The 12,871-nt window shown below is 68.1% G+C and carries 9 protein-coding genes; 6 read left to right on the top strand and 3 right to left on the bottom strand.

All coding sequences use genetic code 11. The features are described from left to right. Positions 1-301 precede the first annotated feature (301 nt). Positions 302-1,399 carry an L-histidine N(alpha)-methyltransferase gene (gene egtD, locus AC1Q7H_RS00530; RefSeq protein ID WP_211980012.1) on the top strand — a complete coding sequence of 366 codons (1,098 nt, stop codon included), beginning with the start codon at positions 302-304 and terminating at the stop codon, positions 1,397-1,399. 143 nt (positions 1,400-1,542) lie between these two features. After that, complete coding sequence (locus tag AC1Q7H_RS00525; RefSeq protein WP_211980011.1) at positions 1,543-2,799, top strand: SUMF1/EgtB/PvdO family nonheme iron enzyme; 1,257 nt, start codon at positions 1,543-1,545, stop codon at positions 2,797-2,799. 82 nt (positions 2,800-2,881) lie between these two features. On the opposite strand, the gene AC1Q7H_RS00520 is transcribed toward AC1Q7H_RS00525, so the two are convergent. Continuing rightward, on the bottom strand, positions 2,882-4,828 hold the full coding sequence (locus tag AC1Q7H_RS00520) for a DEAD/DEAH box helicase (protein WP_041228040.1): 1,947 nt from the start codon (positions 4,826-4,828) through the stop codon (positions 2,882-2,884). A gap of 832 nt (positions 4,829-5,660) precedes the next feature. Beyond that, a complete protein-coding gene (locus AC1Q7H_RS00515; protein WP_211980010.1) occupies positions 5,661-5,903 on the bottom strand; it encodes a hypothetical protein in 243 nt (80 codons plus the stop codon). Positions 5,904-6,375: 472 nt separating this feature from the next. Here AC1Q7H_RS00515 and AC1Q7H_RS00510 point away from each other — a divergent pair, with 472 nt between their 5' ends. Beyond that, a complete protein-coding gene (locus AC1Q7H_RS00510) occupies positions 6,376-8,427 on the top strand; it encodes a serine/threonine protein kinase (protein ID WP_492380958.1) in 2,052 nt (683 codons plus the stop codon). A 38-nt stretch (positions 8,428-8,465) separates the two neighbouring features. Here the strand turns inward: AC1Q7H_RS00510 and AC1Q7H_RS00505 are convergent, their stop codons facing one another. Further along, positions 8,466-9,218: a formylglycine-generating enzyme family protein gene (locus AC1Q7H_RS00505; protein WP_371827425.1), complete on the bottom strand. Its 753-nt coding sequence runs from the start codon at positions 9,216-9,218 to the stop codon at positions 8,466-8,468. A gap of 755 nt (positions 9,219-9,973) precedes the next feature. Here AC1Q7H_RS00505 and AC1Q7H_RS00500 point away from each other — a divergent pair. The 3 genes from AC1Q7H_RS00500 to AC1Q7H_RS00490 all read left to right on the top strand — a co-directional run bounded on the left by AC1Q7H_RS00500 (position 9,974) and on the right by AC1Q7H_RS00490 (position 12,771). Then, positions 9,974-10,399 (top strand): DUF4399 domain-containing protein, encoded by a 426-nt coding sequence (locus AC1Q7H_RS00500; protein WP_013957497.1) that lies wholly within the window; start codon positions 9,974-9,976, stop codon positions 10,397-10,399. A gap of 57 nt (positions 10,400-10,456) precedes the next feature. After that, the gene (locus tag AC1Q7H_RS00495) at positions 10,457-10,885 is read left to right on the top strand and encodes a DUF4399 domain-containing protein (RefSeq protein WP_013957496.1); all 429 of its coding nucleotides are present in this window, start codon (positions 10,457-10,459) and stop codon (positions 10,883-10,885) included. A gap of 365 nt (positions 10,886-11,250) precedes the next feature. Continuing rightward, entirely contained in the window at positions 11,251-12,771 is a 1,521-nt protein-coding gene (locus AC1Q7H_RS00490) for an efflux transporter outer membrane subunit (RefSeq protein WP_013957495.1), read from the top strand. Positions 12,772-12,871 lie beyond the last annotated feature (100 nt).

Raw genomic sequence — 12,871 nt, 5'->3', positions numbered from 1 at the left:
CCCTTTGAGGGACACGACCCGTTGGGGTCGCGTTCGGCCGCATTATAAACGAACTGCAACGGATATGGCTCATCAGGAAAGATACTGACTCAAGGTTCTTGATGTGTTGCATACGGCGCATAGGAGGATCGGGCGGTGCGCGATCCCCCGGATGGGCCTATTCTTTAAGTTCGGCTTCGCCCGACGCGTCCCGGACGGCACAGGGAGGTGTTGCGGAGACCGGCGCGCACGACATGCACAGCGCGGCCTTGGGGAATACGCAGTGAAGCAGTGACCATTCGCGACCACACAAGGAAACGACATGCCGGCTGTCCCGAATCCGCCGAATACCCCCTTCCAGAACAAAGCCCCGCAGACACCTCTCCCCCCCCTGAACCACCACAACGGCCATGCGGCCGCACCGCCCGCCCTGGTCGCGCTGGCCAATGGCCGCGCGCACTGGCCGCCGCCCCAGCCGGAGTTCGTGCAGCAGTACCGCGAGGACAGCGGCGCGCTGCGCGAGCAGGTGCTGGCCGGGCTGCGCGCCGGGCAGGCCGCCATCAGCCCCAAGTTCTTCTACGACGTGCTGGGCTCGCGCCTGTTCGAGGCCATCACCGACCTGCCTGAGTACTATCCGACCCGCACCGAGGCCGCAATCTTTGCCGGCGCGGCGCCGGCCATCGCCGCGCGTGCCGGCAGCGGCTGCGTGCTGGTGGACCTGGGAGCGGGCAATTGCGAAAAGGCTGCCAGGCTCTTCGGCAGCCTGCGCCCGGCGCAGTACGTGGCGCTGGATATCTCGGTGGAGTTCCTGCGCGCGACGCTGTCGTCGCTGCAGCAGCAGCATCCCGAGATCCCGATGCTGGGCCTGGGCGCCGACCTGTGCGCGCCGTTCGATCTGCCCGCCAACGTCAGGCGCGGCAGGCGGCTGTTCTTCTATCCGGGCTCGAGCATCGGCAATTTCGCCCCGGTCGAGGCCCTGGCATTGCTGCAGCGCATGCGCGGCGCCGCCGGGCGCGGCGACGGCGTGCTGATCGGGGTCGACCTGCACAAGGACGAAGCCACGCTGGTGTCGGCCTATGACGATGCGCTGGGCGTCACCGCCGCGTTCAACCGCAACGTGCTGCGCAACGTGAACCGCATCGTCGGCACGGATTTCTCGCTGGACGACTGGCGCCATGTGGCGAGCTTCGACCGCGCGGCATCGCGCATCCAGATGCATCTGCAGGCGTGCCGCGACGTGCGCGTGCAGTGGCAGGGCGGCGCGCGCGAGTTTGCCGCCGGCGAACGGATCCATACCGAGGACTCCTACAAATACCGCCCGGAGGACTTCACGCTCTTGCTGGAAGCCGCCGGGTTTGACGACCCGGTGTACTGGACCGACCCGAGCGGCTGGTTCGCCGTGTTCCACGCGCGCGGCTGATCCGCCCGCGCGGGCGCCGTCCGGCAGGGATGGCAGGTAGTGTCATAATGGCCGCAGCCGGCCTGGCGTGCGAGCGCCAGGCCAGCAGTTGCCTGCTTCGGTCACTGCCTGTCCACTGTTCACTCCCTGCACGGACTTTCCCGATGAGCGGCTTTCCCATGCTTCCCGATCTCTACTTCACCGGCGGCAAGGCGACCTGGTCCGACCCGCGCCGGCTGCCGCGCGAAGGGCTGGCGCAGGCGCTGGTCGATGCGCGCAACCGCACGCTGGCGTGGCTGGCACCGTTCGGGCAGACGCGCCGCGCCTGGGACGTGCCGCATCAGTACGATGCCGATCCGCCGTTGTGGACGCTCGGGCACGTGGCCTGGCATGCGGAGTGGTGGTGCCTGCGCGGCGTGCGCCAGGTGGACCGCGGCGGCGTGCCGGTGCCGGTGGCGACCGAACAATCGCTGCTGGACGGCGCCGACGAGTGGTTCGACCCGGACCGCATCGGCCCCGACGAGCGCTGGGAGATCACGCTGCCCGACGTCGCAGTGGTCAAGCGCTATGCCGCCGACGTGCTCGACGGCGTGCTGCGCCGGATTGCGCTGCTGCCCGACGACAACGACCTGACCCTGTACCCGTACCGCCGCGCGCTGCTGCATGAGGATGCCCAGGGCGAAGGCGTGGCCGCGCTGTTGCAGGCGCTGGGCATGGCGCCCACGGAGGCCATCGGCGCCGGTCCGGTGCAGCCTGCGGGGCATGGCGGCACCCTGCATTTCCCGGGCGGTCGCTTCACCCTCGGCTGGAGCGATCCCGACGGCTTTGCCTGGCCGGATGAACTGCCGCCGCAGCCCACCTATGTCCCCGCGTTTGAAATGGACATGGCACCGGTCAGCAACGCGCAATTCCTCGAGTTCGTCGAGGACGGCGGCTATGAGCACCCGGCGTGGTGGTCGGCAGCGGGGCGCCAGTGGCTGATGACGCAGGAACGCTCGGCACCGCGCTACTGGTCGCGCCATCCGGAATCGCGCGCCTGGATGGTGGAGCGCTTCGGCACGCTGCGCACGCTCAATCCGGACGAGGCGGTGCGCCACGTCACGCTGTACGAGGCGCAGGCGTGGTGCGTGTGGGCGGGGCGGCGCCTGCCGGCGGAATCGGAATGGGAACTCGCCGCGACGCAGAACCGCGGCCTGCAGTGGGGGGCGCTGCGCGAGTGGACTGCCACGCCCTATGAGCCGTACGCGGGATTTGCCGCCGCGACGTCCGACAGCGAGGTGGTGGGGCGCTTTGGCACGCACCAGGCGGTGCGCGGTGTGTCGTTCGCCAGCCCCGCGCGGCTGCGCCATGTGCGGGCAAGGTGGGCGCGGTTGCCGGAGGATGATCTTTCCTTCATCGGCTTTCGCACCTGCGCGCTGTAGCGGGCTGTAGGCGACAACAAAAAAAGGGCACCCGATGGTGCCCTTTCTTCTGCCTGGCAGGTGCGCTTAGCGCACCACCGCATCAACGCTCGTAGCGCGAGCGGCTGTTGCGGTTGCCGTTGCCGCCGCCATTGCCGCCGAAACCGCCGCCAAAGCTGCGATTGCCGTCACGGTTGCCGTCGCGGTTACCGAAGCTGCGGCCTTCGCCGTTGCCACCGGTGCTGGCACCGGTGTTGCCACGATAGCCGCCGCCGGTGCGGTCGCCGAAGCCACCACGGTTATTGTCGCCAAAGCTGCGGGGGGCGGCGCCGTCGCGGTTGCCGAAACCACCGCGGTTGTCGTCGCCGAAGCTGCGGCCGCCTTCGCGGTTGCCGAAGCCACGCGCACCGTCGCTGGCGCCGCGGTAGCCAGCGCCCTGGCCGCCCTGGCCCTGGCCACGGTAGCCGCCTTCACGATTGCCGAAGCCGCCGCGGTTGTCGTCACCGAACGGGCGCGCGCCTTCCGGGCGGTTGCCGAAGCCACGGCTCTCGCCGCTGAACTTGCGCTCGCCGAAGCCGGTGCGGTTCTCGCCGCCGCCGAACTTGCGGTCGCCGAAGCTGCGTTCGCCGCCACGGTAGCCGCCGCCATTGCCGCGGAAGTCACCGCGGCCGCCGCCCGGCTTGCCGCCGAAGTTGGAACGCGGCTTGGGCGAACGGCGCGGCTCCAGGCCTTCGATCACCGAAGCGTCGATGCGCTGGTTGGTGAAGCGCTCGATGCGCTTCCACTGGAACATGTCGTTGTGGTTCACCAGGTTGATGGCGGTGCCCGAGCGGCCCGCACGGCCGGTACGGCCGATGCGGTGCACGTAGTCCTCGGCCTGCTTGGGCAGGTCGAAGTTGACCACGTGGGTGATATCGGGCACGTCGATGCCGCGCGCGGCCACGTCGGTGGCCACCAGCACGCGCAGGTTGCCGCGGCGCAGCGCGGTCAGGGTGCGGTTGCGCGCGCCCTGGGTCATGTCGCCGTGCAGTGCGCCGGCCGAGAAGCCGGTGTCGGACAGGCGCTCGGCCAGCGAATCGGCATCGCGCTTGGTCGCGGTGAAGACGATGGCTTGCTTGAGCGTCGCGTCGCGCAGCAGGTGGTCCAGCAGGCGTTCCTTGTGCGACATGTCGTCGGTGAAGTGCAGGCGCTGCTCGATATGGCTCTGGTCGGCGCGGGCCGCGGCGATCTCGATGCGTTGCGGGTCGCGCAGCTGGCGCGAGGCCAGTTGGGCAATGCGCGCATCCAGCGTGGCCGAGAACATCAGCGTCTGGCGCGAAGCCGGCGTGGCATTGACGATGGCGTCGATGTCGTCGGCAAAGCCCATGTCCAGCATGCGGTCGGCTTCGTCGAACACCAGCATCTGCAGGGCCGACAGGTCGATGCGGCCAGCGTCGATATGGTCGAGCAGGCGGCCCGGCGTGGCCACCAGGATGTCAGGCATCTTGGCCAGCGCGGCCAGCTGCTTAGGGTAGGGCATGCCGCCCAGGATGCTGGCGCAGACGATGCGGCGCAGGTTGCGGCCGTACTTGGCGGCGGCTTCGGTCACCTGCAGCGCCAGTTCGCGCGTCGGGGTCAGCACCAGCAGTGCGGGCTGGGCCGGCGACGGGCGCGGGCGCTTGCCCTTCATGCGCTTGGCGGGCTCGGTCGCGCGCTGCGGTGCCGGCATTTCGCTGATGCGCTGGATCGCGGGCAGCATGAACGCGGCGGTCTTGCCCGAGCCGGTCTGGCTCGAGACCAGCAGGTCGCGGCCGGCCAGGAAGGCCGGGATGGCCTGGGCCTGTACCGGCGTGGGCGTGTTGTAATTCAGTTCGGAGAGGGCGCGCAGGATGGCCGCATCGAGGCCAAGTGTGGCGAAACCGCTTTCCACGGCCGGGGCCTCTTCAACTGCCGGGCTGGGGTTGAGCAGGGCGTCGAGCTTGTCGAGCGGGCTCTGGGCAGCGTCGGAAGTGATCGAAGCGTCGGTCGCGGAGGCAATAGCTTGCTCCGCACGAATGTCGTGCTGGGTCATGTCGGAATGGTCAAATAAATGCATGGCACCCCGGCAAAGCAAAATGGGGTGGGCGCAGTGCAAAGTCTTAAAAAGGCTTCGGCGCCAATCGGTGAGGCCGTTACGACAGACACAGCTGGCAGTACGGCGGCAGGCAGGGTGGTGGCTGGTCCCGCTAGGCGGTCCGGCCGTATCCCTGGCAGGCAAACAGCTCAGGTTTCAGGCTGTTCAACAGGATCGGAGACGAGGCGACGTCAGGTGAGCGGTGCGTTCTGCTGGGCGGCTGGGGCCATGAAGTGATGACTAGGCGTCCGGCAGCGAGGAAACAGAGCTTGGGAGGGCAGCGGATTCGCCGCGGCAGGAAGCCGGGCGTTTGGCGGATCTCACAGTTGCGAAACTCACGGCGCGGATTATAGCAGAGTACGGAATTTTTGTTGCACTGCGAAAACGTAACCGGATATGTCAGGCGCCAGTCACCTTCCCGGCAGGCCCGCGCCGCCCCGGCCCCGGCCGGGTTGCAAGGCTGAAACCCCCGCCTATACTGGAGGCGCGAGCTCACAGGATGCCCGCACGGGGCGGACGAAAAACGCTCCCGCTTGACCTCCTACAGCGGCATTGCGCCGCTGTTCGCGGCGAGCACTGCGGTCATTGACTCCACGCGCCAGTCTTCCTGCGACTATCCGGGTGGTCCGGATGGGCGTCCGCGTCATGCTTCATGGGCGGAATCATGGGAAGCCTGCCTGGAACAGAATGACCGAACTGCTGACCGCGTGACCCAGGTGGTCCGGGCCCGTCCGCATCCAAAGCCCGCCAGCGATGGCGGGCTTTTCATTTGGGCGGTTGTGGTTGCCGCTCAGTCGTCTGCATCCTTGCCGGCGGCCTTGCGCGGCAGCCGCCCGAGCGGCTGTTCCCGCGGCATCACGTAGCGGTTGCCCGGCAATCCGCCCGGGTAGTCGACGATGCGCGCGGCGCCCTGGCGCCGCAAGCCATGCCATGCCTGGCCGCCGGCGGTGCGCCCGCCGCCCAGGATGGCGGTCATGGCCTGTCGGTCGAGATCCATGCTGTCGGGCAAATCCTTGATGACGATCACTGCCATGGCTGTCTCCGGTCAAGCGGCGCCACGGCCATGCGGCCGCGGGACGCTTCAGTATAGGTGAGGCGGTCCGCGTTCTTGCCCGCGGGCCCGCCGCGCGGTGCGCTCAGACGGCGGCGAAATTGCCGGCCCTCGGGAGGGACTGACGCAGGGAGTGTGCCAACGCCGTTGCCGACTCGTCTGGGGACGTGCAACTGCCTGAAAACACGGGGCATTTATTTTCGATGCCGGCTCGCGCGCACCGGCTGCGGGGCCTGCCGCCTGCCGCGGGTGACGGGCCGCGGCCAACAGGCGGCGTGCTGGTGTTGGCGCGGCCGCGACAGTGGCGCGCTACAGGTGACGCGATTGGCAGAGGGCGCCCGCGCGCGGTGATGCACGCCGGCCTCGCATGGTTTGCGCATGCCATGGGTGCGCACTAGTATCCATCTCGAAGGCAGGGCATATCCGCATCGCGGGATGCGCCGTGCCAGCAACCATGTCGGGGCATCCCGTGGCCAGTCTCAAAGAACTGATCCGCAAGTTCCAGAACGGCGGTCTCTCCGACGACGAGTTTGTTGCGTCGTTCGAAACGGCGCTGGCGCAGGACCCCACCACGCCCAGCCAGGCCGCGCGCGTGGTCATCGAGGAAAACACGCGCTTCCCGTTCCCGCCCGCGGTCTATGCCGAAGTCATGCGGCGCATCGAGCGCCGCGGCGCCACGCAGTACGAAGGCGCCACCGAAGCCACGCGCCTGGCCGGCACGCAGACGGGCTCGCTGTATGCGACCTCGCCCGAGCCGGGCACGCTGCCGCAGGCGGCGCATACCAAGGGCGTGGGCGATACGCTGAACGGCCGCTTCGTGCTGGAAGAATGCCTGGGCGTGGGCGGCATGGGCACGGTCTACAAGGCGCTCGACCTGCGCAAGCTGGAAGCCTCGGACCGCAAGCCCTATATCGCCATCAAGGTGCTGAACCTGCAGTTCAGCGGGCACCCCAAGTCGCTGATGGCACTGCAACGCGAGGCGCGCAAGGCGCAGACGCTGGCGCACCGGAACATCGTCACCGTCTATGACTTCGACCGCGACGGGCCGGTGGTCTTCCTGACCATGGAATACCTGTCCGGCTCGTCGCTCAACCATGTGCTCAAGGCCCCGGGCTTCACCGGCATGCCGATGGCGCGCGCCATGTCGATCGTCAACGGCATGGGCAATGCGCTGGCGTACGCGCACGAGCGCGGCTTCGTGCACTGCGACTTCAAGCCCGCCAACGTCTTCCTGACCGCCAACGGCGAGGTCAAGGTGATCGACTTCGGCATTGCGCGCGGCTTCCTGCCGCCGGCTGACGAGTCCGACCGGACCGTGTTCGATCCCGGCTCGCTGGGCGGCATGACGCCGGCCTACGCCAGCCCGGAGATGTTCGACCATTGCGAGCCCGACCCGCGCGACGACATCTTTGCGCTGGCCTGCGTGACCTATGAATTGCTGACCGGCAAGCATCCCTACCAGCGGCTCTCGGCCAACCAGGCGCGCGACGCCGGGCTCAAGCCGGCGCAGCCGCCGCAGTTGAGCCGCACGCAATGGAAGACCCTGCGCGAGGCCCTGTCGCTCAACCGCGAAACGCGCACACCCACCGTCGCGCGCTTCCTGCATGGCATGAGCGCGGTGCCGGTGGTGTCCACGCGGCGCCCCTTGCCGCTGATGGCTGGCGGCGTGCTGGCCGTGCTGGCGGGCGTGTCGGCGATCGGCTACTACGCGTGGCATTCGCAGCGCCAGGCCGAAGCGCCGGCCGGCGACACGCGCGTCGAGGCCCCGGCCACACCTGTGCCCGTGGCGCCGGTTACCCCGACCGCACCGGCTGCCCGTCCGGCAGTACTGTCGATGGCCGACGTCACGAAGATGCTGGCCGGCGTGCCGTGCTCGCTGCTCACCGCCACCCAGCAGGCGCAGACCCTGCGCGTGCGCGGCTTTCTGGCCGATAGCGTGGGCGCCGCGCGGCTGCGCGAGCAGCTCAGCGCGTTGCCGGGTGTCAATGAGCTGAAGGGCGTGTCGATCGACACCCAGCCGCTGGCCACCGACAAATGCGACGTGGCCACCCTGATCGCGCCGTACTGGTCGGGCTACCGCGAAGGGGGCACGGCTTCGTCGCTGCGGCTGCGCGGCCAGGGCACCCAGCTGACCGAGGGGTCACCGCTGGTGCTGGATCTGCGCACGCCGGCGCGCGACTCTTATGTCTATGTCGATTACTTCGCGGCCGACGGCAAGGTGGCGCACATGGTGCCGAGCGCGCGCGTGCCCGCCCACCAGGCGCCGCCCAGCCACAGCGCCACGGTTGGCGACGGTGGCGACTGGATCATCGCCAGGCCCTTCGGCACCGAGCTGGTGGTGTTGCTGACCACGCCCGTGCCACTGTTCGAGGGCCGGCGCGCCGAGGTCGAGTCGCACAAGGACTACCTGAAGGCACTGGAAAAGCCGCTGGCGCAGATGACACGCACCTATGGGCGGGACCGCATCAGCGCGGACCTGGTGCAGATCTCCACGCGCGCGCGCTGATTGCCGCCATCTGTCTGGCTTGCCAATTCCGCCAGCCGCTACTTCAGGTCGCGCGCCACGCGAAAGCCGTTCTGCGACTGCCGCACGCTGGGGCTGTACTTGAAGCGCGTGGACGACACCATGTAGCTCGCCCCTTCGCGCCAGGAGCCACCGCGGATCACGCGTGCGCCACAGGCGTTCTCGTTCCACACGCGCCCGTCGGCGGGCGCGCCCTTGTAGGTGCTGTGCCAGCAATCGGCCACCCATTCCCACACGCTGCCGTTGACGTCGTGCAGGCCGTACGGGTTGGCCGCGAACGTCCCGACCGCGGCCGGCGCATCCTGGCTCCACGGGTCGCCGCAGTCCTTGCAGTTGGCATTGCCCTTGCGCATCTGGTCGCCCCACCAGTAGGCACTGGCGGTGCCGCCGCGCGCTGCGTATTCCCATTCCGCCTCGGTGGGCAGCCGGTAGGTCTTGCCGGTGGTCTTGCTGAGCCAGGCCACGTACTGCTGCGCGTCGTCCCAGCTGACGTCGCGCGCCGGCGCGGTCTTCGGGCTGTCGGCGATGGTGGGGACGCGCTGGCAGCCGCCGGCGTCGGCGCAGGCATTCCATTGCTCGACCGTGACCTCATAGCGGCCGATGGCAAACGGCTGGCCGATGGTGACGTGATGCGGGGGCTTCTCGGCGGGATCGCTGGCACTGCTGCCCATGGTGAAGCTGCCCGCCGGCAAGGAGACCAGCACCGGGCAGGTCGGGCAATCGCGGATCTCGCCGGTGCGCAGTGTGGTGCTGACCGTGCCCCCCGCCGCCATGCCCGGGCGCAGGGATGCCGTTGCCGGTGGCGCGGCAGGTGGCGTGGCAGGCGGCGATGCCGGACGCGCTGCCGCGGCGGGTGCCGGGGCGGGCGGGGGTCGCGTGACCTGGCCCCCGGCAGAGGTGCCGGAGCGGGGCGGCGGGGCGGGCGCGGGCGCCTGGGCCTTGGGTGCGGAGGCGGATGCCGCCAGCCGCTCCAGGCGCGCCCTGGCCAGCACCGCGAAACGTCCGTTGGGGTACTGCTTCAGGTAGGCCTCATAGTCGCCGGCGTAATTGCTGTTCTTGATCGATTCCCAGAAGCTCAGTTCGTACTGCTCGTCGGTGTTCTTGGGCATGATGCCGGCGAGCAGCGTCGGTTCCGTGGCCGCGCCAGCGGCAGCGGTGGCCGGCTGCGCAGGCAGCGGCGCGGCGGCGAGCATCGCGGCCATGGCCGCGCATACGACTGGTAGATTGCGCCACATCTTCACACCTCGCTGGAGCCGCGGCGATCCCGCTGCATGCCGGTAGCTGCCGGCACATGCGGCGGGGGCGCATTGTGGTGTTGCCGAGACGTCGACCGGCTTGCTTCAAGATAGCACAGCGCTTGTGTCTCCGGCGGGACATCGCCATGCCGCCGCGACGCGCCGGGTTCGCTTTTTCCGGGCTTGCGACCTAACCTGAATGACGAATCGCCGAGCGCTGACCAACAAGCAACAAGAATGGGCTTTCGGGACAACGTGATCGGGTTTCGGACTGTTTCCGGGAGGCGCCGCGTATGTCCAGACGATTCCTGTTCCGCCTGCTGGCGGTTGCCACACTGGCGGGTGCGCCGTCGCTTTCGCTGTCGACGGCAGCGCCGCCCAATGCCGAGGCCTACATCATCTGGCCGCACGATGGCACGGTCATCAGCGGCGGCAAGTTCTGGGTGCGCATGGGCCTGCGCAATATGGGCGTCTGCCCCAAGGGCGTCGAGTCGCCGCGCTGCGGGCACCACCACCTGCTGGTCGACGCCGAGCTGCCGCCGCTGGACAAGGAAATCCCTTCGGACAAGAACCACCTGCACTTCGGCGCGGGCGAGACCGATGCGCGCATTGAGCTGCCGCCCGGCAAGCACACGCTGCAGTTGCTGATGGGCGATGCCAAGCACGTGCCGTTCGAGCCGCCGATCTATTCGAAGAAGATCACGGTCACGGTGAAATAGCGGTGCCACGCGCCGCAGATGCCGAACCAGGCCGATCAGCAAACAGGGGAGAGCACCATGTCCAGACTACTTGCCGCGGCTGTCTTCGCCGCCAGCCTGCTGCTGTCCGCGGTGGTGCAGGGTGGCTCGACGCCGGCGCCGCCCAACGCCTACCTGTATATCGGCTGGCCCAACGACGGGCAGACGATGCCCGCGGGCAAGCCATTCAAGGTGTGGTTCGGGCTGCGCAATATGGGGGTGGCGCCGAAGGACGTGAAGTATCCCAATACCGGGCACCATCACCTGCTTGTCGATGCGGATCTGCCGCCGATGGACAAGGAAATCCCCAACGACCGCAATCACCTGCATTTCGGGGCGGGGGAGACCGAGACCATGATCGAGCTGCCGCCTGGCAAGCATACGCTGCAGCTGCTGATGGGGGATGACAAGCACATTCCCACCAACCCGCCGGTCTATTCGAAGAAGATCACGATCTACGTGAAGTGACCTGGACCTTGCGGTGATGGCGGCGCGCGTGCGCCGACGTTTTTTTCGCCGGCTCCGCAAGTGTCGCGTGCCATCCAACACCGACGCGCAATCTGTTGGCTGCGCCCCGCCAGTACGCTGTGACGGCAGCTCCCCGCGCATCCGCGGCGGGCGCCGACGGCAATGAAAAACCCACGTGTTTACAGGCACTTCCGTGATCCGCGCGGGCATGGCACTGGAGCTGGCACGCTCCCTGCGGTTGTCTCTTCCAACCCGATGCTCGAGATCAACCCACTGTACAACACCTTCCGCTGACCTCATGCATATCGGGGTTGGTGCGCGCGTCCGCGCGCTCCACAATACAGACAGACTTCGCGGCCCCCGGCATGCCATGGATAACTCAAGTGCATCCCGCCCGCCGCCGTCGCACGCAGGAACCCATCGTGTCCGAATCCATCATTGCCTCCCCCGGGGTTAAGTCAACCGCCGCGCCGCACCGTACTGCCTGGCTGACCGCGCTGGCTGTCTGCACGGCGCTGCTGGCAGGCTGCGCCGACTTCCGGCCGCCGGTGTACCAGCGCCCGGAAACCCCGGCCAAGGCCGAATGGACGCGCCAGGGTTCGATCACGGTGTCGCCGGCCGAAGCGGTGCAGCCCAACTGGTGGCACGGTTTCAAGGATCCCTACCTCAACAAGCTGATCGAACAGGCACTGGGCGGCAACTACGACATCAAGGTGCTGGCGGCGCGAATCCGCGTGGCCAACGCGCAGATCGGCGAGGCCCGCGCGGGAGCGCTGCCCGTGATCGGTATCGGCGCCAGCGCGAACTTCCAAAAGACCTCGGGGCAGAAGTCCGTCACGACCTATAACGCCGCCGCCCAGCTGAACTGGGACATCGATATCTGGGGCAAGGTCGAGAAGGGCGTGCAGGCGCAGACCGCCGAATTCAATGCGACCGAGGCCGACTGGCGTGCCGGCTACCTGACGCTGGTGTCCAATGTATCGACCACTTACTTCCAGATCCTGCAGTTCGACGAGCAGATCGAGCAGCAAGCGCGCACCGTCGCCAAGAACGGGCAGATCCTGTCCACCTTCCAGGCGATGTACCAGAATGGCCTGGTGCCCAAGATCCGCGTGATGCAGCAACAGGCGGAAATCAACCGTCTCAACAAGGACCTGCTTGAACTGCGCCGTTCGCGCGATGTGGCCGAAAACGCGCTGGCGACGCTGGTCGGCGTGCCCGCAGGCAATCTCAAGGTTCCGGCAGGGCGCCTGCAGGACCGCGTGCAGCCGCCCGCGGTGCCGGCCGGGCTGCCGTCGCAGCTGCTGGCGCGCCGTCCGGATGTGGTGGCCGCTGAATACCGCGTGCTGGCGGCCTACAACATCGTCGGCCAGGCACGCCTGGCGCAGTTGCCCACCATCAGCCTGACCGCCAGCGGCGGCGCCGCCAGCATTGCGCTGAACTCCCTGCTCAAGTCCTTCACCTTCGGCCTGATGCCCAGCATCAACCTGCCGATGCTCGATCCCAACGTGCGCGCGCGCGTGAAGACCACCGAGGCGCAGGTGGGCGTGGTGGAAAACGAATATGGCCGCACCGTGATGACCGCGTTCGAAGAGGTGGAGAGCGCACTGGTCAATGTCGACGCGCACAAGAAGCAGCGCATCGAGTTGCAGCAGCAGGTTGAGCAACTGCGCGTCGTGTCCGCGCAGATCGAGGCGCAACTGAAAGAGGGCGTGGTCTCGCAGCTGGAAGTGTTCGAGACCGAGCGCTCGCTGCTGGCCGCGCAACTGCAGTTGTTGGCGGTCCACCAACAGATCCTGGCCGACACCGTCACCCTGTACAAGGCGCTTGGCGGCGGCTGGCCCGATACCGATGTGCGCAACGCGGCCTCGAATCCAGTGCAATAAGTGCTGCCAGAGGTTCCGTGGCGGTGTTCATGTGATGCCGGCGTAAGCAACGCGTTGCGCAACGCGACCGTAGCCTCGGCCGCTTGCCCCGCTGCATGTG

This window comes from Cupriavidus sp. GW823-FHT06D04, assembly GCF_058795055.1.
The sequence above is the reverse complement of the archived record's forward strand: the minus strand, read 5'-3'. Positions and strand labels throughout refer to the sequence as shown.

Coding starts and splice junctions, on each gene's coding strand:
- AC1Q7H_RS00495 (WP_013957496.1), top strand. CDS start 10,457: ATGTCCAGACTACTTGCCGCGGCTGTCTTCGCCGCCAGCCTGCTGCTG.
- AC1Q7H_RS00510 (WP_492380958.1), top strand. CDS start 6,376: ATGTCGGGGCATCCCGTGGCCAGTCTCAAAGAACTGATCCGCAAGTTC.
- AC1Q7H_RS00505 (WP_371827425.1), bottom strand. CDS start 9,218: ATGGCGGCGGGGGGCACGGTCAGCACCACACTGCGCACCGGCGAGATC.
- AC1Q7H_RS00520 (WP_041228040.1), bottom strand. CDS start 4,828: ATGACCCAGCACGACATTCGTGCGGAGCAAGCTATTGCCTCCGCGACC.
- AC1Q7H_RS00515 (WP_211980010.1), bottom strand. CDS start 5,903: ATGGCAGTGATCGTCATCAAGGATTTGCCCGACAGCATGGATCTCGAC.
- AC1Q7H_RS00525 (WP_211980011.1), top strand. CDS start 1,543: ATGAGCGGCTTTCCCATGCTTCCCGATCTCTACTTCACCGGCGGCAAG.
- AC1Q7H_RS00490 (WP_013957495.1), top strand. CDS start 11,251: ATGCCATGGATAACTCAAGTGCATCCCGCCCGCCGCCGTCGCACGCAG.
- egtD (WP_211980012.1), top strand. CDS start 302: ATGCCGGCTGTCCCGAATCCGCCGAATACCCCCTTCCAGAACAAAGCC.
- AC1Q7H_RS00500 (WP_013957497.1), top strand. CDS start 9,974: ATGTCCAGACGATTCCTGTTCCGCCTGCTGGCGGTTGCCACACTGGCG.